The organism is Mesorhizobium sp. P2_F5, assembly GCF_056403715.1.
Map to the genome: position 1 here is coordinate 1 of NZ_JBFUEY010000019.1, position 18,554 is coordinate 18,554.

An 18,554-nucleotide genomic window follows, 5' to 3' on the forward strand; every position below is an offset into this window, starting at 1 on the left:
GTAGGCTCCGGCTTACTTATAAGGTTGACGCGGGGTGGAGCAGCCCGGTAGCTCGTCAGGCTCATAACCTGAAGGTCACAGGTTCAAATCCTGTCCCCGCAACCAAATCAAAAGGCCCGCCTCGTGCGGGCCTTTTTGTATTTGGCGGTCGGCCGACTTGAGTCCTCGCCAAGGTCCACAAGGACGGGGAGCCAACGCCGCTAAAACGCTCCACAACAAAAACTCCCCCGTTCCCCAAGTCTTCCGGCGCCGAATTTCTCGAAACGAACTTCCTTGTCGGTGGCCCTTGCAGTCCGGCGCGTAGTTGGAATGGGTCCAGGCTGATGTTCGCAGTCGCCATCACACCCAAGCGAAAATTAGATCGCAGTGAACCCGATTGGCTCCCGGCTCTGCCCGACACGGCAACCGCGACCGTTGTTTGCGACGAGAATGGCGGCTGGTGACCAGGCGTGAATCTTCGATCCGCGCCGGCGCGATTGTGACCGGCAGCATTTCGATGTCGCGGAACCAGGCGGCGGATGGTTATCTCGCCGGGAGATCGTAGGAATGCGAGCGTGCCGCTAATTATCGCCATCTATTTCTATTGGTCCTGGTCGCCATCAGAATCTCCAGGAGGTCGCCATGCCCTACGACGCTCTGAACGACCATTACGAGGGCTTCATCAGGAAGCAGCTCGAATCAGGGCGTTACAACAATGCCAGTGAGGTTGTTCGCGCCGGCCTGCGTATGCTTGAGGATTTCGAGGCGGAGCGGGAGAGATGGCTGCGCGAGGAAATCCCGGCGCGCCTGACCGAGCTCCAACAGGATCCGTCGAAGGGTATTCCTGCCGAGACAGTTTTTCGCGACTTGAGGCGCGGCATCGCGCGAAGCAGTTGAAAGCTAAGTATCGGATCGTCTTCCACCCAGGGCGTAAGGCTGAACTCGGACAGCTCTATGACGACATAGCTGACCGCGCGTCGCCGGTGATCGCTTCGAATTTCATTGTCGGCATCCGCGATCATTGCTTCGGCTTCTCGACTTCTCCGCACCGCGGCACAGTGGGTTCAAGTCTGGCCCGCGGATTGTCGGCTACCGGCGCGCCGTCAGCGTCGCTCGCATTCGATGGTGATGATGCGTTGATCCCGGGCGGCTTTCCCGCCGGCCGGAACATCATGGCGGAATTGCTGGAAGGCCGGCTCTGAAGCGCTGCTCAGGTTGGCGTGGCCGGCGACATTCGCCAAAGCAGGGCAGGTGATTTTGACGCTGATGGCACACGTCCGCCGCCGAAGGGGGGAGCCTCCGTAGCGCAGCACCACTCATAATTTCAGCCAAGCCAACTCACGAATTTCAGCCCCGTGGATATCTCCGCGAGAAATCGAAAAAACATCGTGGAATGGAGTTGACAGTTTGAGTGGGTGGCGACTATATACGCCTCACGAACGAGGGCGGTGCGCCGCTGGCGGCGAAGCAGTTTGCTTCTGAATAAGCCCTTGTGAGAATTCAAGAGAGCCGCGTAAGCGACACTCGGGCTGAACCTCTTATTCCGCCAGGGATAAGAGGTTCGAACGAGACTTTGGCGGACACGTTTTGAGAGAATAAAGTCTACCAAGGCACGCAAGTGTCTAGGTGTGAATGTTCTCGTCAATTCAAAGCGTGACCAGATAAAAGCCAATCAAAGTTTCAAAACTTGAGAGTTTGATCCTGGCTCAGAACGAACGCTGGCGGCAGGCTTAACACATGCAAGTCGAGCGCCTCGCAAGAGGAGCGGCAGACGGGTGAGTAACGCGTGGGAATCTACCCATCTCTACGGAACAACTCCGGGAAACTGGAGCTAATACCGTATACGTCCTTCGGGAGAAAGATTTATCGGAGATGGATGAGCCCGCGTTGGATTAGCTAGTTGGTGGGGTAATGGCCTACCAAGGCGACGATCCATAGCTGGTCTGAGAGGATGATCAGCCACATTGGGACTGAGACACGGCCCAAACTCCTACGGGAGGCAGCAGTGGGGAATATTGGACAATGGGCGAAAGCCTGATCCAGCCATGCCGCGTGAGTGATGAAGGCCCTAGGGTTGTAAAGCTCTTTCAACGGTGAAGATAATGACGGTAACCGTAGAAGAAGCCCCGGCTAACTTCGTGCCAGCAGCCGCGGTAATACGAAGGGGGCTAGCGTTGTTCGGAATTACTGGGCGTAAAGCGCACGTAGGCGGATATTTAAGTCAGGGGTGAAATCCCGGGGCTCAACCCCGGAACTGCCTTTGATACTGGGTATCTCGAGTCCGAGAGAGGTGAGTGGAATTCCGAGTGTAGAGGTGAAATTCGTAGATATTCGGAGGAACACCAGTGGCGAAGGCGGCTCACTGGCTCGGTACTGACGCTGAGGTGCGAAAGCGTGGGGAGCAAACAGGATTAGATACCCTGGTAGTCCACGCTGTAAACGATGGAAGCTAGCCGTTGGCAAGTTTACTTGTCGGTGGCGCAGCTAACGCATTAAGCTTCCCGCCTGGGGAGTACGGTCGCAAGATTAAAACTCAAAGGAATTGACGGGGGCCCGCACAAGCGGTGGAGCATGTGGTTTAATTCGAAGCAACGCGCAGAACCTTACCAGCCCTTGACATCCCGGTCGCGGTTTCCAGAGATGGGAACCTTCAGTTCGGCTGGACCGGTGACAGGTGCTGCATGGCYGTCGTCAGCTCGTGTCGTGAGATGTTGGGTTAAGTCCCGCAACGAGCGCAACCCTCGCCCTTAGTTGCCAGCATTAAGTTGGGCACTCTAAGGGGACTGCCGGTGATAAGCCGAGAGGAAGGTGGGGATGACGTCAAGTCCTCATGGCCCTTACGGGCTGGGCTACACACGTGCTACAATGGTGGTGACAGTGGGCAGCGAGACCGCGAGGTCGAGCTAATCTCCAAAAGCCATCTCAGTTCGGATTGCACTCTGCAACTCGAGTGCATGAAGTTGGAATCGCTAGTAATCGCGGATCAGCATGCCGCGGTGAATACGTTCCCGGGCCTTGTACACACCGCCCGTCACACCATGGGAGTTGGTTTTACCCGAAGGCGCTGTGCTAACCGCAAGGAGGCAGGCGACCACGGTAGGGTCAGCGACTGGGGTGAAGTCGTAACAAGGTAGCCGTAGGGGAACCTGCGGCTGGATCACCTCCTTTCTAAGGAAGAACCTTAATGGAAACGCTCACTCGTTGAGCCTCTGCCTTTCGGTTCTCTTGGAACAAGACGGCAAAGAGTCACTTTGACCGTCGCGCATACCTTAAGCGGGTCTGCCGCCTTCGTTTCTCTTTCTTCAGCGAATGACTTTGACTTGCGCTCGCGCGCCGTACCGGCCTTCGGCCTGGCGCTCCGCGAGGGCGCGGCACGAGCCGCGACGGCCGGTTGGCCTTGCGAGACGTGCGTCTCGTTGGCGAAAGCCGATCTACGGCGCAGTCTAAGGGCTTGTAGCTCAGTTGGTTAGAGCGCGCGCTTGATAAGCGTGAGGTCGGAGGTTCAAGTCCTCCCAGGCCCACCATCTCCTCGATCTCTGCCATCTTCTTGATGGTTCTATCGGGAAAACAATCAGGGGCCGTAGCTCAGCTGGGAGAGCGCCTGCTTTGCAAGCAGGATGTCGTCGGTTCGATCCCGTCCGGCTCCACCACTCGCGCAATCCGCAGGATTGTCGCTTCCAGCCGCCACGTCGCGGTTTGGCTAGCGCGCAATCCGCAAGGATTGTCGCGTCTTCTTCGGAAGAGGTGTCGAGTAGAGATGAGACAAAAGTCATTCGTAAAAAAGGTTTGCGGCGAGCAACTAGCTCTCCGCCTGTTCTGTTTTGACATCGTAAAGAGAAGATTTGTTCGAACTTCATGAGCCGAAAGGTTCGTGATTTGTCGCGGGAGACGCTCAATCTCCCGCATATGATGGGTTTGCCTAACCGCGCCCTCGAACCGATCTCGAGAAGCTGGTCTTTTTGTGCCAATGACATCGAATTGGATCCCGCACAGGATCTGGTTCAGGCGACAATTCCTTCGGAATTGCGCGGACGCTAACCTCGCAAGGGGAAGGCTGAAGCGACAATCCCTTCGGGATTGCGCGGGTGGGCATTGGCAATGAGAACGATCAAGTGTCTTAAGGGCAATTGGTGGATGCCTTGGCATGCACAGGCGATGAAGGACGTGATACGCTGCGATAAGCTACGGGGAGGTGCGAATACCCTTTGATCCGTAGATTTCCGAATGGGGAAACCCACCTAAGGTACTTGGAAAATCAGAGCTGCAGGGTGACGCGAAATCCCAAAAGGATTGAGTGTTAAGCGACGATCTCTTTGAGATCGCGCAGACTTGCTGCTGTGGTTTCCAAGTATCGATAATAGGTAACTTATCCTGAATACATAGGGATAAAGTGGCGAACGCGGGGAACTGAAACATCTAAGTACCCGTAGGAAAGGACATCAACCGAGACTCCGGAAGTAGTGGCGAGCGAACCCGGACCAGGCCAGTGGCGATTGAGAGACAAGCGGAACCTTCTGGAAAGTAGGGCCATAGTGGGTGACAGCCCCGTACGCGTAATGCAATCAATCGTCCTCGAGTAAGGCGGGACACGTGAAATCCTGTCTGAAATTGGGAGGACCACCTTCCAAGCCTAAGTACTCGTGCATGACCGATAGCGAACTAGTACCGTGAGGGAAAGGTGAAAAGCACCCCGACAAGGGGAGTGAAAGAGTACCTGAAACCGATTGCCTACAAACAGTGGGAGCCCGCAAGGGTCACCACGTACCTTTTGTATAATGGGTCAGCGACTTAGTGTGACGAGCAAGCTTAAACCGATAGGTGTAGGCGCAGCGAAAGCGAGTCTGAACAGGGCGTTCAGTTCGTCGCATTAGACCCGAAACCGAGTGATCTAGCCATGAGCAGGTTGAAGGTAAGGTAACACTTACTGGAGGACCGAACCCATAACTGTTGCAATAGTTCGGGATGACTTGTGGCTAGGGGTGAAAGGCCAATCAAACTCGGAAATAGCTGGTTCTCCGCGAAATCTATTTAGGTAGAGCGTCGACCGAATACCCCAGGGGGTAGAGCACTGGATGGGCTAGGGGTCCTCACCGGATTACCAAACCTAACCAAACTCCGAATACCTGGGAGTACTAGTCGGCAGACACACGGCGGGTGCTAACGTCCGTCGTGAAAAGGGAAACAACCCTGACCTACAGCTAAGGTCCCCAAGTTATGGCTAAGTGGGAAAGGATGTGAGGATCCCAAAACAACCAGGATGTTGGCTTAGAAGCAGCCATCATTTAAAGAAAGCGTAACAGCTCACTGGTCTAAATAAGGGTCTTTGCGCCGAAAATGTAACGGGGCTAAAGCCATACACCGAAGCTTAGGGTTTGGTCCGCAAGGGCCAAGCGGTAGCGGAGCGTTCTGTAAGCTGATGAAGCCATACCCGTGAGGGGTGGTGGAGGTATCAGAAGTGCGAATGCTGACATGAGTAACGTAAGGGGAGTGAGAGACTCCCCCGCCGAAAGACCAAGGGTTCCTGCTTAAAGCTAATCTGAGCAGGGTTAGCCGGCCCCTAAGACGAGGCGGAAACGCGTAGTCGATGGGAACCACGTTAATATTCGTGGGCTTGGAGGTAGTGACGGATCGCACAAGTTGTCCAATCTTATCGGATTGAACGGGCAGCGGAGCGGTTCCAGGAAATAGCTCCTCCTTATAAACCGTACCCGAAACCGACACTGGTGGTCAGGTAGAGTATACCAAGGCGCTTGAGAGAACTATGCTGAAGGAACTCGGCAAATTGCACGCGTAACTTCGGAAGAAGCGTGACCCTTTTCTACGCAAGTAGAGGAGGGTGGCACAGACCAGGGGGTAGCGACTGTTTATCAAAAACACAGGGCTCTGCGAAGTCGCAAGACGACGTATAGGGTCTGACGCCTGCCCGGTGCTGGAAGGTTAAGAGGAGGGGTGCAAGCTCTGAATCGAAGCCCCAGTAAACGGCGGCCGTAACTATAACGGTCCTAAGGTAGCGAAATTCCTTGTCGGGTAAGTTCCGACCTGCACGAATGGCGTAACGACTTCCCCGCTGTCTCCAGCATAGACTCAGTGAAATTGAATTCCCCGTGAAGATGCGGGGTTCCTGCGGTTAGACGGAAAGACCCCGTGCACCTTTACTATAGCTTTACATTGGCATTCGTAGTGGCATGTGTAGGATAGGTGGTAGGCTTTGAAACCTGGGCGCCAGCTCAGGTGGAGCCACCCTTGAAATACCACCCTTATTACTATGGATGTCTAACCGCGGCCCGTTATCCGGGTCCGGGACAATGTATGGTGGGTAGTTTGACTGGGGCGGTCGCCTCCTAAAGAGTAACGGAGGCGCGCGATGGTGGGCTCAGAACGGTCGGAAATCGTTCGCTGAGTGCAATGGCATAAGCCTGCCTGACTGCGAGACTGACAAGTCGAGCAGAGACGAAAGTCGGTCATAGTGATCCGGTGGTCCCGCGTGGAAGGGCCATCGCTCAACGGATAAAAGGTACGCCGGGGATAACAGGCTGATGACCCCCAAGAGTCCATATCGACGGGGTTGTTTGGCACCTCGATGTCGACTCATCGCATCCTGGGGCTGGAGCAGGTCCCAAGGGTATGGCTGTTCGCCATTTAAAGCGGTACGTGAGTTGGGTTCAGAACGTCGTGAGACAGTTCGGTCCCTATCTGCCGTGGGTGTAGGAATATTGAAAGGATCTGTCCCTAGTACGAGAGGACCGGGATGGACGGATCTCTGGTGGACCTGTTGTGGCGCCAGCCGCATAGCAGGGTAGCTATATCCGGACGGGATAACCGCTGAAGGCATCTAAGCGGGAAACCCACCTTAAAACGAGTATTCCCTGAGAACCGTGGAAGACGACCACGTTGATAGGCCGGGTGTGGAAGAGCGGCAACGCTTGAAGCTTACCGGTACTAATAGTTCGATCGGCTTGATCGTTCTCATTCCTTATGCTCATTTGACGAAGTCAAATGGTTTGTTCTCACTCACGCTTGTTCCGCCCTGCGGGCGGCGCTACGTGGGTGCGGCGCATCAGCGCCGGCGGTCGGTCGACCTTGCGGAGCTTCGCTTCGAAAGGCGCCAAGATCAAAGAACGTCCAAGGCACACAAAGACCAGCGAACAGCTCCGAGAGAGCAAGAGTAGGGACTTCCCTATTCGCTACTCCCTCATCGCTATTCGCTCAAAAAGCTTCTCGAACAACGTGCGTTTTGCCGACCTGGTGGTTATGGCGGAGCGGCTGCACCCGATCCCATTCCGAACTCGGCCGTGAAACGCTCCAGCGCTGATGGTACTTCGTCTCAAGACGCGGGAGAGTAGGTCGCTGCCAGGTCTGCCAAACGCACGTTGAACTCACATCCAGAAATTGGATGGAGTGGAATCTTCTCTTTTACGATAGGCCCGCCAAACGGGAGTTCGGGCCGCGCAAGCGGCCCTTTCATTTGGCGGCTCTTCTAATCCGGTAGGCTCCGGCTTACTTATAAGGTTGACGCGGGGTGGAGCAGCCCGGTAGCTCGTCAGGCTCATAACCTGAAGGTCACAGGTTCAAATCCTGTCCCCGCAACCAAATCAAAAGGCCCGCCTCGTGCGGGCCTTTTTGTATTTGGCGGTGTGATCTGCCGGTGCCGGAAATCTACAGCCAGGTCGTCATCGCGACAGGAAGCAAGCTGGTGTTCGTCTCGGGCCAACAGCCGGAAGACATACACGGCAAGCTCGTTGGCCATGGTGATTTCGCAGTCCAGGCGCGCCTGGCGTTCGGGAACCTTGGCCGTGCGCTTGCCGCCGTCGGCGCGCGGCCTGAGCACGTCTGCAAGATCACAATTTACATCGTCGATTACAAACGCGACGAACACGTGCCGGTCATCGAACAGGCCCAGATCGAGCTGTTCGGGGAGCACAAGCCAGCAAACGTGGTGGTCGGCATAGCTGTGATGTCTCCTGGCTACCTGATAGAGGTCGATGCGATCGCGGTCATCGACTCCTAGGGCTAAGTGAGGACGCGTCAAGCCGCCAAAGTCGCCTGAAGCGAACATCCTTTTCTGCCGCCTGCCGAAGCCGCTTGTCAGCGGTCTGCTCGACCTCGGGTTTCACTTCTACCACGACCGAAGACGTCGCCGATCTGGTCGGAGCGGCTTCATCCCTGCAGCATGGCAGGAAATCCGCCTCGACCGCATAGCGCCAACCAGCGTTATCAGTAAGGCTTGGCTTACTTTCTGATCCTGGCTCAGATCCAAAACGGCCCGCTCTGTGCGGGCCGTTTTCGTTTGTGGCCGTTGCCACTCAATTCCGCAACGATGCCTGATAGACCAGCGAGGTCCAGCTATTGCTCGACGCGAGGTGGCAATAGAGCAGCGCCAGCGCGCCGGATTTCCTCAGATCGAGAAATGCGTCGTCGCTCAATTTGTTGAAGGCCGGCTCGTCGATCACCTGGAAGTCGGTGAGGTTGAGGGTCTCGCCGCCCTCCAGCGTCACCTTGCTCTGGCGCGGTGCGAACAGGCCGTGCGCGTCGATCTTGTCGATCATGGCCCGCGTCGCATTGAAGTCGGTCTGGAACTGGCTGCAGAAGGCGAGCGCCTGTTTCGAGGCCTCGGCCGGCTCATTGCCGTCGAAGAAGGGCGCGACCTTGTCGCCGTCTGCGCGCGATGATGCCTGATCAACGACGCGATCGCTGGTGCGGTCTATGCACAGTGTCAGGCGGCCTGTCGTCTTCGATTCATCGGCGAGGATGAAGGGATAGCGGCGGACATAGGCGGGAATGTAATGCGGCTCCGCCCATTTGCCGTTGGCGCCGACGAACAGGTTCTGGTCCTGGCGCAGGCCGGTGATGATGACAGGCGCCTTGGCGGCGCCAATGAAGACGATGGGGTAGGAGCGCATCGCCGCCGGCATTTCAGAGGCGACCACGGGTATTGCGTGCGCGGTGCGGGCAAAGGAGAAATCGGCCCGCGCGGCCAAGCCAAGCGAACCGTGCCGCAGCGGATTGAGTGCCTCGGGCTTTGCGTAGAACAATGGCAACGCGTTGACCGCCGGGGCCGGGGCCGTCTCCTGTTTCGCATCGGTCATCGTCGTTGCTCTCCTCTTGCGCCCAACCCGGGTTTAGGCCCGCAGCGGCTAGGGTGCAATGTGCTGCCAGCGCCTATGGGCAGCTTGTCGCCGAGCGGCGACATTTGCGGGCAAGGCAGGCAATTCAAGGCGAGCGAGCGGCACGGCATCGGCTGACGCAAAGCCCTGCCGCATCACCTCACACGTGCTTGCGGCCGCCGCTCTCGCGGAACCAGCTGTCGGGGTAGGGATACCACCAGTCCTGGATTGCCGGCTTGTGGTCGATGATCACCATCTTCGAGCGGCGGAAGGCATCGAGCCCCTGCCGGCCGAGCTCGCGGCCAAGGCCTGAGGCCTTCCAGCCGCCGAAGGGCAGGGCGTCATTGTCGATCAGCGGATTGTTGACCCAGACCATCCCGGCTTCGAGCCGTTCGGCCGCCTCATGCGCCTCGGCGAGATCGGTAGTGAACACCGAGGCGCCGAGCCCGAAAGGACTGTCATTGGCAAGCCGGATCGCCTCGTCGAAATCCTTCACGCGGCAGATCGCGGCGACCGGCCCGAAACACTCCTCGCGCACGATCGCCATGTCGGGGGTGACGCCGGTCAAGATCGTCGGCTCGTAGAACCAGCCCACATTGTGCGCTGGCGGGATGCGGCCTCCGGTGACTGCTTTGGCGCCGTTGCGAATGGCGTCGTCGACCAGGCGCATGACCTTGGCCCGGGCGGCCTCGCTGACCAGCGGGCCGATCTCGGTCTTTTCCATGCCGTTGCCGATGCGCAGCGCTAGCGTTCTTTCGGCGAACAGTTCGACGAAGCGATCATGCACCGAATCGACAACGAAGAAGCGCTCGGCCGAAGTGCACACCTGGCCGCTGAGGTGGAAGGCGGCGGTGACAGAACCGGCTGCCGCGACGTCCAACGGGGCGTGCTTGCTGATGATCAGCGGATCGCTGCCGCCGGCCTCGATGACGCAAGGCTTCATGCGTTCGGCGCAGGCGACGGCCACCGCCTTGCCGGCGGCGACCGAGCCGGTGAAGGCAACGGCGTGGGTGCGGTCGGAAGCGATCAATGCCTGCGCGGTGGCGGCTGCGCCGGGCAGGCAGGAGACAAGTCCCTGCGGCAGCGAGCGGAACACCATCATGTAGTCGAGCGTGGACAGCGTCGTCGCCTCGGCCGGCTTGATGACGCAGGCATTGCCGGCGGCAAGCGAGGCCGCGACCGTCCAACACATCAACAGGATCGGGAAATTGTAGGGCATGATGTGGACGGAGACACCATACGGCTCGTAGCGCGCATACTGGAACGAGCCGGCCTGAGTCGTGCCGGCGACCTTGCCTGCATCGTCGCGCGCCATTTCGGCATAGTAGCGGAAGATCGGCGCGCAATTGGCGATCTCGCCGATCGCCTCTGGGTAAGGTTTCCCCATCTCGCGCACCATCAGCTCGGCGCAGCGGGTGAAATCGGCCGCCTCGATGGCGTTGGCGACCGCATGCAGATGCTTTGCCCGACTCTTGGCGTCGAGTTTTTTCCAGGCGGCTTGCGCCTTGGTCGCTGCGGTGAGTACGGCGTCGATCTCGCTGTCGCTGGCCGCAGAAATCGCGCCAACGGTTTCCAGCGTCGCGGGGTTGATCACCGGTTTTGCCGCGCCGGTCATCGGCCGGTAGTCCGGATTGACGAAGAAGGTCGGCCGGTCAGCGGAGAAATCCATGGTCTTCCTTTCAGGTCCGCTCAGCGGATCATGTAGACCTTCTTGATCGTCTCATGGACGGTGCAGACGCCTTTCCAGTCCTGCGGAAAGAACGCCGCCGTGTCCGGCTCGATCTCGATGACCTCGCCGGACTCATGGACATAGGTGCAGCGGCCCTCGAGGAAGTGGCAGAACTCGTCGCGGGTGACATGGCAGTGCCACTTGCCGGGGGTGCAGACCCAGAGGCCGCATTCGGAGCGGCCTTCCGGACCCTTGTAGAGCAGCTTGCCCGAAGTGTGGGACTCTCCTTCGATCATGGTCGGGATGACGCCCCAGTCGACGAGGTCGGTGATGGCGAGCGGCGATTTCATGATGGGCGTGGTCATAGCGATTTCCTTGAAAAAGAGCTCAGCGGCACATGAAGGCCTTGGTCAGCGTTTCAATGATGACGGAGATGCCGGTCCAGCCGGCGGGGAAGAAAACAAGCGTGCCGGCCTCGACTGGGACCTCCTCGCCATTCTCGTGGACATAAGTCCCATGGCCGGACAGGAAATGGCAGAACTCGTCGGCGGCAAAGGTGACTTTTCGCGAGCCCGGCGTGCACGACCACAGACCACATTCACTCGATCCGTCCGGGTTCTGCGACAGGATCTTGCCCGAGGCGCGCGGTGAGCCGGCAAGTGTGTTGCTGCCGGCGCCCCAATCCTCCAGTTGCACGGTTGAGGCCTTTGGCAAATGCGGTGTCGGCATGTTGTGAAGCTCCGTTGCTGCAGGTCCTTGCTTGAGCATGATCTCGTCCGAAACCGGTTCCCACCTTTCGGGATCATGCTCAGGCCAGCATGTAGACGTTGCGCATGGTCTCATGCACGGTGCACTCGCCCGTCCAGCCGGCGGGGAACATGACCACGGTCCCGGCGGAGACTTCTATCACTTCGCCGACATCCGATCGGTAGGTCGCGCGGCCGGCGACGAAATGGCACAATTCATCGCGCGGGATCGAGAGGCGCCAGCGGCCGGGCGTGCAGACCCAGATGCCGGATTCGGGCTGGTTGTTCGGCCCCTTGTGAACGAGCTTGCCCGTCGAGTACGAAGCACCGTCCAGCGCATCCGGTTGGACGCCCCAGTCGACGAGGTCGGTGCGGGAGGAAGCCTGATAGAGGTGCGGAGCCGACGAGGTCACAGCAACTTCTCCAGCAGCCCGGCAGCCTTCTGCGGACCGTTCTGCGCCTGCATCTGCGCCGAGGTCTTCGCCAGCTTGGCCCTCATCTTCGGATCGGTCAGGCAGGTCTCGATCCTGCTGATCAGCTGGGCATCGCTCCAGTCATAGCGCGGCATGCCGAAGCCGTGGCCGGTTTCCTGGACCCTTGTGGCGTTGTCGTGGCCGTCCCAGACATACGGCATGATGATGGCCGGCTTGCCGAAATAGAGGCACTCGGTGAACGAGTTGTTGCCGCCATGGTGGATGACGGCATCGACCTGCGGGATGACCGACGGCTGCGGAAACCAGCTGTCGACGATGACGTTGCCGGGCACATCGGTATACTGGTCCCTGTAGCCGCCGACATTGACCAGCGCGCGGTAGCGGGTCTTGCCCAGCGTCGCGATGATGCGCTTCAACAAATCGACATCGCCGGCGCCGAGGCTGCCGAAGGAGACATAGAGCAGCGGCCCGTCATTGTTCTCGGCGAAGGTCGGTACCGTGTAGGGTTTCTCCTGCCGGACGCAGCCCTCGAGATACTGGAACTTCGCCGGGTCGAGCGGGTGTCGGCGCTTGAATTTTGCCGCTTCGGGGTAGAGCAGCAGATTGAGATAGGGCGAGGCCTCGAAGAACTGGCCGACCGGATAGGGCGCCTCATTGTTGGCGGTGAGGAAAGCGTTGAAGTCGTCATGGATCGGCTTGATCACCGCGTTGAAATGGTCGCGGTAGCGCTGATGGCCGACATGGTCGTTCTCGCCGCAGCCCGACAGATGCGGCGGGATGTCGTCATCCTCGATCTCGTTTTCGGAGCAGGAGATGACGCGCACCCACGGCTTGCCGAACTGTTTTATGGCCGGAAACAGGATGACGTTGTCGACGCAGATCACATCCGGCTTGATGGCGGCCAGCACGCGCGGCAGATCCTTCTGCGCCCATTTGGCGCTGTCGACGATCGCGGTCCAGCAATCCTTCACATAGTTGTCGACCTGGTCGTAGGGCGATTTGCGGAAGTTCGGGATGTGGCCGTTGATGAAGTCCTCCCAGAATTTGGCCATCTGCTCGGGCGGCATCGGCTCCGACAGGTTCACCGGGTGCGCCTCGAAGCCGTAGCCCTTGTAGACATCGACAAAGCCGGGGTCGGACAGGAACACAGCCTTGTGGCCGCGCGCCTCGACCGCCTGGGCGATGCCGACGGAATTGAGCGCCGGGCCGTAGGCCGCTTCGGGAAAAAAGGCGATCGTCTTCTGCGCCATCAAGCTTCTCCTATTCCTCAAAAATTCTGACATCGGCGGCGTCCCAGCCGAGTTCGACCTGGTCGCCCGACGACACCGGCCGGCGGTCGGCGGCATCGGCGGTGACGCGCACCAGGAACGGTTTTGGCGACAACGGCGTGCGGACATGCAACTGCAGGTCGAGCCCATGATAGGCCAGCGCCTCGACCGTGCCGGTGGTGCGGTTGGCGGTCTCGGGTGACGGGAACAACCGGATGCGTTCGGGCCGGACCGAGGCTACCGCTGATGCGCTTGGTGCAAGCGTGGCGGGTACCTTGCCTGCAATGCGCGCGCCGTTCGTGGCGATCACGCCATCGGCTGATACCTTGCCCGGCACGAAATTCATCACCCCGATGAAGTCGGCGACGAAACGGTCGGCGGGATGTTCGTAGATCGCGTGCGGGGTGTCGCATTGCAGCAGTCTGCCGTCCTTCAGCACCGCCATGCGGTCGGCCATGACCAGCGATTCCTCCTGGTCATGGGTGACGATGACAAAGGTGATGCCGACCTCGTGCTGGAGGCGCTTCAGCTCCAGCTGCATGGCGCCGCGCAGCTTCTTGTCGAGCGCGCCGAGCGGCTCGTCGAGCAGCAGCAGGCGGGGCCGCTTGACCAGCGCGCGGGCGAGCGCGACGCGCTGCTTCTGGCCGCCGGACAATTGCTCCGGCTTGCGGTCGGCGAATGGGACGAGTTCGGTGGTGGCCAGGATGGCATCGACGCGGGAGCGTATTTCGGCTGCTGGCAAGCGCTCCATTTCGAGGCCATAGGAGACATTGGCGCGGACGCTCATATGCGGGAACAAGGCGTAGGACTGGAACATCAAATTGACCGGCCGCTTGTTGGGCGGAATTCTCGCGATGTCACGGCCGTCGAGCAGGATACGGCCGTCCGTGGGCGTCTCGAAACCGGCAAGCATGCGCAGCAGCGTGGTCTTGCCACAGCCGGAAGGGCCGAGCAGCGCGAAGAACTCATTCTCCCTGATGTCGAGCGAGATGCCGTCGACGGCGGTGACCCGGCCGAAATTCTTCGACACATGATCGATGGCCAGCAGCGTGCGCGGTTCGCTCATTGGCCGATGATCCCACGGTTGAGCCGCTGCGACAGGGTGAGCGCGGTGATCGAAACCGCCATGACGATGGTCGCCAGTGCGTTGATCTCCGGCGTGATGCCGAAGCGGATCATGGCATAGATCTGCATCGGCAGCGTGGTCGAGGCGCGACCGGCGCCGGCGGTGAAGAAGGCGATGATGAACTCGTCGACCGAGAGCGTGAAGGCAAGTAGTGCGCCGGCGATCACCGCCGGCAGGATGACCGGCAAGGTCACGCGCCGGAAGGTGGTGACGGCCGAGGCGCCGAGATCGGCGGAGGCTTCGACGATCGACCAATCAAAACTCTTCAGACGGGCGCGCACCACCGAACAGACGAAGGCGAGGTTGAAGACGACATGGGCGAGGATGATGGTGTGCAGGCCCATGGTCAAATTGAGCATGGAAAAGAACGACAGCAGCGCGATGGCCAACACGATGTCGGGGATGATCATCGGCGCGAAGATCAGCGCTTCGAGACCCTTGCCGTAGTGCCGGCGCATCTCGACGCCGATGGCCAGCAGCGTGCCGAGCAGCGTGGCGATTGCCGTCGACACCAGTGCCACAATCAGCGTGTTGAGCGCTGCGGACAGGATGGCGGAATTGCCCGCCAGCGAGGCATACCATTTCAGCGAAAAGCCGGACCACGCCGTCGGCAGCCCGCCCTCGTTGAAGGACAGCGCCACCAGCACGGCGATCGGGATGTAGAGGAAGGCGAAGACGAGAATCAGGATCGTCCGCATGCCGAGCGTACGGGTGAAGGAATGGGTCATCGCTGGCCTCCGACAATTGGGAGGCAAGCGAACGACCAGAGTCCTTCTCCCCGTTCACGGGGAGAAGATGCCGGCAGGCAGATGAGGGGCAGCGCTGAGCGTCGCAAAGGTTGACGCKGCCCCTCATCCGCCCCTTCGGGGCACCTTCTCCCCGTGAACGGGGAGAAGGTAAGGATCGCGCCGCGCTCAGCCATCGGCGTCACCCTTCGCCTCTGCCGCCCGTCCCGCGGCGCGGTCGGCGGCGAGCGCCTGTGCCATCAGCACCAGCAGCATGATGGCGATCAGCGCCATGGCGAGCGCTGCGCCGAAGGGCCAGTCATTGGCGGTCAGGAACTGGTCGTAGACGAGGTTGCCGATCATCTGGAAGCGGCCGCCGCCAAGCAGCGCCGGGGTGACGAAATTGCCGATCGACAGCACGAAGACGAAGACCGCGCCGGCGGCGATGCCGGGCACCGTCAGCGGCAGGATGACACGGCGAAATGTGGTGGCGGCGGAAGCACCGAGATCGCGCGAGGCTTCGGCCAACTCGGGGTTGAGGCGCGACAGCGGCGCGTAGCAGGCGAGGATGACGAAGGGCAGGTAATTGTAGACGAGGCCGGCGATGACGGCGCCTTCGGTGTAGAGCATCGACGGCGGCTCGCCTGTGTAACCGAACCAGCGCAAGAGCTGCGTAATCAGGCCTTCGCGGTTGAGCAGCACGATCCAGGCGTAGGTGCGGATCAGATAGTTCGACCAGAACGGCAGCACGGCGAAGAACAGGAACACCGGCTGCCACCGGCGCGGTGCGGCGGCGATCGCATAGGCGGCGGCATAGCCGATCACCACCGCGATCAGCGTCGCCGTGCCGGCGATGCGCGCCGATTTGAGGAAGATGCCGGCATAGAGCGGGTCGAAGACCAACCCGAAATTCTCCAGCGTGAAAGTGTAGTCGATGCCGCCATAGATGCCGCGCCGGAAGAAGGCGAGCGCCAGCACCAGCGCGCACGGCACCACCATCAGCGCGGTCAGCCAGACCAGCGCCGGGGCCATCAGCAGGGAGGAGCGGGAGGGTAGATGCTTCACGAGGCACCCCCCTCTGCCCTGCCGGGCATCTCCCCCTCAAGGGGGGAGATTAGCAGCCTTGACGTTCCGCTCACCTTAAGGCGCTGGAGGTTAGCGAAAGCGGTGCCACAGCCAATCTCCCCCCTTGAGGGGGAGATGGCCGGCAGGCCAGAGGGGGGCGCGAAGGAACGCAAGCTTGCTTCCAGCAATCGATCTTACTGCGCGGCCTTGATCTCGCTGACGATCTTGGAATAGTCGCGCTGGGCTTCGCCGACGTCACGCAGCTGTTCGAACTTGACGAGGTCGGCCACCGGCATCGCCATGTTGGGGAATTTGGCCAGGAAGTCGGCCGGCAGGCTTTCCATCGCCGGCTTGTTCGGCACTTTGTAGTCGATGTTCTGCGCCGCCCAGGCATGGTTCTTGGCGTCGAGCATGAAGTTGATGAACTTGAAGGCGTCGTCCTTGTGCTCGGACGCCTTCATCACCACCATCGTGTCGACCCAGAGATCCGAGCCCTCTTTCGGGATGACGTATTTGATCTCGGGCTTGTCGGCGATGCCGTAATTGCACCAGCCGTCCCAGGCCTGCACCATCAGCGCCTCGCCGGAGACCAGCTTCGAATAGAAGGTGGTGTCGTCATAGGCGAGCAGCGTCTTCTTGGCCGAGATCAGCAGGTCCTTGACCTCGGCCATCTTGGCCGGGTCGGTCTCGTTGACGGAATAGCCCTTGTCGAGCTGCCCGGCGGCCAGCAGCCAGCGGTCGGTTGCCAACATGGTGGTCTTGCCCTTGAGGTCGTCGGAGGGCGCCAGCAGGTCACTCCAGCTGGTGGGCGCTGTCTTGACCAGGTCCGAGCGGTAGCAGAGGCCCGTCGTGCCCCAGGTGTAGGGCACGGAGAAATTGTTGCCGACATCGTGCGGCAGCTTGGTCGCTTCGGGGTAGAGGTTGGCAAGGTTGGGGATCTTGGCGTGATCGACCGGCTCGGTCAGGCCGAGCTTGTTCAGCACCTCGGCGAAGGGCGAGGAGACGAAGACCACGTCATAGCCCTTGCCGCCGGCGGCAATCAGCTTGCCCATGATCTCTTCATTGGTGGCGTGCACCACCACTTCGCCGGAGACGCCGGTCGCGGTCTTGAAGGCGGCCATGGCGTCGGGCGCCATGTAGCCGTCCCAGTTGGAAATGACGAGGTCGGCGGCCATCGCCGGCGCCGAGAGCGTCAGAGCGAAGCCGAGAGCGATTGAAGATATATTGAGCGCACGGCGCCGCAGGCTGGTAGCGGTCATGGCAGACTCCCATTCGGTTTGATCGTCGAAATCATTTGCCGGACCAAAGCCGGCGACCCGTGCCGCTGCCTCGATCCTGTTCCCTCGGTCTTTTCTCGCCGATTGTGCTGACAGTACTATTGCAGAAAAAAGTACGTCAATCCATAATTTGCCAACCGACCGAGGAATCTGGCCGATTGCGCCCGTTCCGGCAGTCGGCCAAACCAATGCGGTCACATTCGTATTCGAGAATTGTCATGCAAGCCGTAGCCCGACGACCTCGCACCAACCACCTCGATCTGGCGCAGCGCATCCTGGATGTGGCGCGCCAGCGCGGCTTCGAGCCCGGCGCCCGCCTGCCCGAACAGCAGATCGCCTCGCTGTGTAATGTCTCGCGTACACCGGTGCGGGCCGCACTCAGCCTGCTCGCGGAGCGGGGCGTGGTACGCTGGGAGGCCGATACCGGTTATCATCTGGCGATCGACCTCGCTGCGCAGCCGGCCATCGCCGCCGAGCTTCCCAACGCCGAGGAAGACGAACTCGCCGAAGCCATCCTGCGCGACCGCTCGGCGCGCCGGCTGGACCAGACGGTGACCGTCGCGGGGCTGATGCGGCGGTATGATGCCGAGCGCAAGACGGTACTAAAAGCGCTTAACAAACTGACCGATGAGAATCTTCTGGACCGCGCACCTGGCCAGTCCTGGCTGTTCCGCCGCGCGCCCGACGATCCGGAGGCGCAAGGCGAAAGCTACGAGTTTCGGCTGCTGCTGGAGCCGGCGGCGATCCTAACACCCGGCTTTCGGCTTGACGGCACGCGGGCGGCAGCCTTGCGCCAGGGCATGGAAGCGCTGTCGGCATTGCCGGACGCCTCCTTCGACACGCGCGAGTTCCAGCGGGTGGACATGGATTTCCATGGAATGATCGCCGAGGGCTGCGCCAACCGCTTTGTGTCGGATGCTCTGGCCGATCATCTCCGCCTGCGCCGGTTGCCCGGCATCTATGCCGGCGTCAACGTCTTCCGGCTGCGGCAATCGCTGCGCGAGCATCTGAGCATACTCGACTATCTTGAAAGCCGGCAGTATGAGGTGGCTGCCGATCTGCTTCGCATCCACCTGCGGCTCTCCCGCAACCAGCGACCGCAAGCGGCCAGCCGCGGAGCTCCCGCACTGTTCGGCATGATCAGCCGGCCGGACTGAAGAG

General features: G+C 60.3%; 13 protein-coding genes, 4 tRNA genes, 3 rRNA genes and 1 pseudogene. 11 read left to right on the forward strand and 10 right to left on the reverse strand.

The genetic code is table 11. The features are described 5' to 3' along the window. The first annotated feature begins 28 nt into the window (after positions 1-28). From AC1DYO_RS22795 to AC1DYO_RS22840, 10 genes and pseudogenes are all read left to right on the forward strand, one after another. A tRNA-Met gene (locus tag AC1DYO_RS22795) sits at positions 29-105 on the forward strand. A gap of 516 nt (positions 106-621) precedes the next feature. Further along, positions 622-884, forward strand: a pseudogene (locus AC1DYO_RS22800) (type II toxin-antitoxin system ParD family antitoxin); the annotation flags it as partial. A gap of 78 nt (positions 885-962) precedes the next feature. Continuing rightward, the gene (locus tag AC1DYO_RS22805) at positions 963-1,181 is read left to right on the forward strand and encodes a type II toxin-antitoxin system RelE/ParE family toxin (protein WP_477266933.1); all 219 of its coding nucleotides are present in this window, start codon (positions 963-965) and stop codon (positions 1,179-1,181) included. A 481-nt stretch (positions 1,182-1,662) separates the two neighbouring features. Continuing rightward, positions 1,663-3,147, forward strand: a 16S ribosomal RNA gene (locus tag AC1DYO_RS22810). Between the two features lie 279 nt (positions 3,148-3,426). Next, a tRNA-Ile gene (locus AC1DYO_RS22815) sits at positions 3,427-3,503 on the forward strand. 50 nt (positions 3,504-3,553) lie between these two features. Beyond that, positions 3,554-3,629: transfer RNA gene (locus AC1DYO_RS22820), tRNA-Ala, on the forward strand. A 456-nt stretch (positions 3,630-4,085) separates the two neighbouring features. After that, positions 4,086-6,943, forward strand: a 23S ribosomal RNA gene (locus AC1DYO_RS22825). Positions 6,944-7,220: 277 nt separating this feature from the next. Continuing rightward, positions 7,221-7,335: ribosomal RNA gene (gene rrf / locus AC1DYO_RS22830) — 5S ribosomal RNA — on the forward strand. Together the 16S, 23S and 5S rRNA genes with 3 tRNA genes alongside form the textbook arrangement of a ribosomal RNA operon. Positions 7,336-7,492: 157 nt before the next feature. Continuing rightward, a tRNA-Met gene (locus AC1DYO_RS22835) sits at positions 7,493-7,569 on the forward strand. Between the two features lie 55 nt (positions 7,570-7,624). Beyond that, complete coding sequence (locus AC1DYO_RS22840) at positions 7,625-7,987, forward strand: RidA family protein (protein WP_477266741.1); 363 nt, start codon at positions 7,625-7,627, stop codon at positions 7,985-7,987. 295 nt (positions 7,988-8,282) lie between these two features. On the opposite strand, the gene AC1DYO_RS22845 is transcribed toward AC1DYO_RS22840, so the two are convergent. From AC1DYO_RS22845 to AC1DYO_RS22890, 10 genes are all read right to left on the reverse strand, one after another. Next, positions 8,283-9,065: a SapC family protein gene (locus AC1DYO_RS22845; RefSeq protein WP_477266742.1), complete on the reverse strand. Its 783-nt coding sequence runs from the start codon at positions 9,063-9,065 to the stop codon at positions 8,283-8,285. Positions 9,066-9,243: 178 nt separating this feature from the next. Further along, complete coding sequence (locus AC1DYO_RS22850) at positions 9,244-10,752, reverse strand: aldehyde dehydrogenase family protein (protein ID WP_477266743.1); 1,509 nt, start codon at positions 10,750-10,752, stop codon at positions 9,244-9,246. A gap of 20 nt (positions 10,753-10,772) precedes the next feature. Then, positions 10,773-11,117 carry a cupin domain-containing protein gene (locus AC1DYO_RS22855; RefSeq protein WP_477266744.1) on the reverse strand — a complete coding sequence of 115 codons (345 nt, stop codon included), beginning with the start codon at positions 11,115-11,117 and terminating at the stop codon, positions 10,773-10,775. Between the two features lie 22 nt (positions 11,118-11,139). Continuing rightward, positions 11,140-11,481, reverse strand: a complete 342-nt coding sequence (locus AC1DYO_RS22860; RefSeq protein WP_477266745.1) for a cupin domain-containing protein — start codon at positions 11,479-11,481, stop codon at positions 11,140-11,142. Positions 11,482-11,560: 79 nt separating this feature from the next. Next, positions 11,561-11,911, reverse strand: coding sequence for a cupin domain-containing protein (locus AC1DYO_RS22865; protein ID WP_477266746.1), 351 nt, complete (start codon positions 11,909-11,911; stop codon positions 11,561-11,563). Beyond that, positions 11,908-13,182, reverse strand: a complete 1,275-nt coding sequence (locus AC1DYO_RS22870) for a glycosyltransferase (RefSeq protein ID WP_477266747.1) — start codon at positions 13,180-13,182, stop codon at positions 11,908-11,910. The genes AC1DYO_RS22865 and AC1DYO_RS22870 overlap by 4 nt, the downstream gene beginning before the upstream one ends. A gap of 10 nt (positions 13,183-13,192) precedes the next feature. Then, positions 13,193-14,266, reverse strand: coding sequence for an ABC transporter ATP-binding protein (locus AC1DYO_RS22875; RefSeq protein ID WP_477266748.1), 1,074 nt, complete (start codon positions 14,264-14,266; stop codon positions 13,193-13,195). After that, complete coding sequence (locus tag AC1DYO_RS22880; RefSeq protein ID WP_477266749.1) at positions 14,263-15,054, reverse strand: ABC transporter permease; 792 nt, start codon at positions 15,052-15,054, stop codon at positions 14,263-14,265. The genes AC1DYO_RS22875 and AC1DYO_RS22880 overlap by 4 nt, the downstream gene beginning before the upstream one ends. Positions 15,055-15,240: 186 nt before the next feature. Then, a complete protein-coding gene (locus AC1DYO_RS22885; protein WP_477266925.1) occupies positions 15,241-16,083 on the reverse strand; it encodes an ABC transporter permease in 843 nt (280 codons plus the stop codon). A gap of 227 nt (positions 16,084-16,310) precedes the next feature. Further along, positions 16,311-17,375, reverse strand: a complete 1,065-nt coding sequence (locus AC1DYO_RS22890; RefSeq protein WP_477266750.1) for a polyamine ABC transporter substrate-binding protein — start codon at positions 17,373-17,375, stop codon at positions 16,311-16,313. A 236-nt stretch (positions 17,376-17,611) separates the two neighbouring features. On the opposite strand from AC1DYO_RS22890, the gene AC1DYO_RS22895 reads away from it, so the two are divergent. Then, positions 17,612-18,550, forward strand: coding sequence for a GntR family transcriptional regulator (locus AC1DYO_RS22895; RefSeq protein ID WP_477266751.1), 939 nt, complete (start codon positions 17,612-17,614; stop codon positions 18,548-18,550). Positions 18,551-18,554: the final 4 nt, after the last annotated feature.